This window comes from Johannesbaptistia floridana (genome assembly GCF_057440575.1).
Genome location: NZ_JALKVM010000331.1, coordinates 1 through 1346, shown reverse-complemented (window position 1 = coordinate 1346; position 1346 = coordinate 1). Strand labels below are relative to the sequence as shown.

General features: G+C 39.2%; 1 protein-coding gene. It reads left to right on the top strand.

Annotated features, from left to right (window positions below):
• Positions 1-461 precede the first annotated feature (461 nt).
• The gene (locus MW688_RS18815) at positions 462-1004 is read left to right on the top strand and encodes an REP-associated tyrosine transposase (protein WP_486737549.1); all 543 of its coding nucleotides are present in this window, start codon (positions 462-464) and stop codon (positions 1002-1004) included.
• Positions 1005-1346 lie beyond the last annotated feature (342 nt).

Genomic DNA, 1346 nt, shown 5'->3' with positions numbered 1-1346 from the left:
AGATTGTTGGGTTTGATTCTTCAACCCAACCTACAAGCTATGCGATCGCATTTAGAGAAAATTATCAAGGTAGGTTGGGTTAAACGACAGTGCAACCCAACACATACCATTCCCAGATAAAGATTGTTGGGTTTCATTCTTCAACCCAACCTACTGTAAGTGCGATCGCATTTAGGTTAAACGAGAGTGCAACCCAACACATATCATTCTCAGATGGAGATTGTTGGGTTTGATTCTTCAACCCAACCTACTGTAAGTGCGATCGCATTTAGGTTAAACGAGAGTGCAACCCAACACATATCATTCTCAGATGGAGATTGTTGGGTTTGATTCTTCAACCCAACCTACTGTAAGTGCGATCGCATTTAGAAAACAGGGGATCATCGGCGATAAAATTATCAGTAGGTTGGGTTAAACGACAGTGCAACCCAACACCAATATCAGGGTTTTTTTATAATAGAATGAAATATCGTCGAGCAAAAACTCCAGGTACAACTTATTTTTTAACCCTTGTTACCCACCATCGTCGCCCGATTTTGGATGAATCTGAAAATATAGATTTACTCAGGGAAGCGTTTCGCTATGTGATTAGACGACATCCTTTTAAAATTGATGCTATTGTAATTTTACCTGATCATCTTCATTGTCTTTGGACATTACCTGAAAATGATGCAGATTTTTCCACACGAGTACGGTTAATTAAAAGTTATTTTAGTCGTAAATGTCCTGTTTCTTATCAAGGGAACATGACCGCATCTCGTCAAAAAAAGGGTGAAAAGGCCATTTGGCAACGTCGATTTTGGGAGCATCAAATTAGAGATGATCAAGATTTTGTTAATCATTTAGAATATATACATTATAATCCCGTTCATCATGGATTAGTTTATGCCCCAAAGGATTGGCAATATTCGAGTTTTCACCGTTATTTTGAAGCGGGAGTGTATGATTTGATGTGGGGTGCTTCGGAACAGTTAATATTTGATAAAAATATTGGCTTGGAATAAACCGTAGGTTGGGTTAAACGACAGTGCAACCCAACACATATCATTCCCAGATAGAGATTGTTGGGTTTCATTCTTCAACCCAACCGACAAGATATGCGATCGCATTTACACAAAATTATCAAGGTAGGTTGGGTTAAACGACAGTGCAACCCAACACATACCATTCCCAGATAAAGATTGTTGGGTTTCATTCTTCAACCCAACCTACAAGCTATGCGATCGCATTTACACAAAATTATCAAGGTAGGTTGGGTTAAACGACAGTGCAACCCAACACATATCATTCTCAGATGGAGATTGTTGGGTTTCATTCTTCAACCCAACCTACTGTAAGTGCGATCG

Excerpts from the sequence above, each read along its gene's own strand:
- MW688_RS18815 (WP_486737549.1), top strand. The coding sequence starts at position 462 with ATGAAATATCGTCGAGCAAAAACTCCAGGTACAACTTATTTTTTAACC.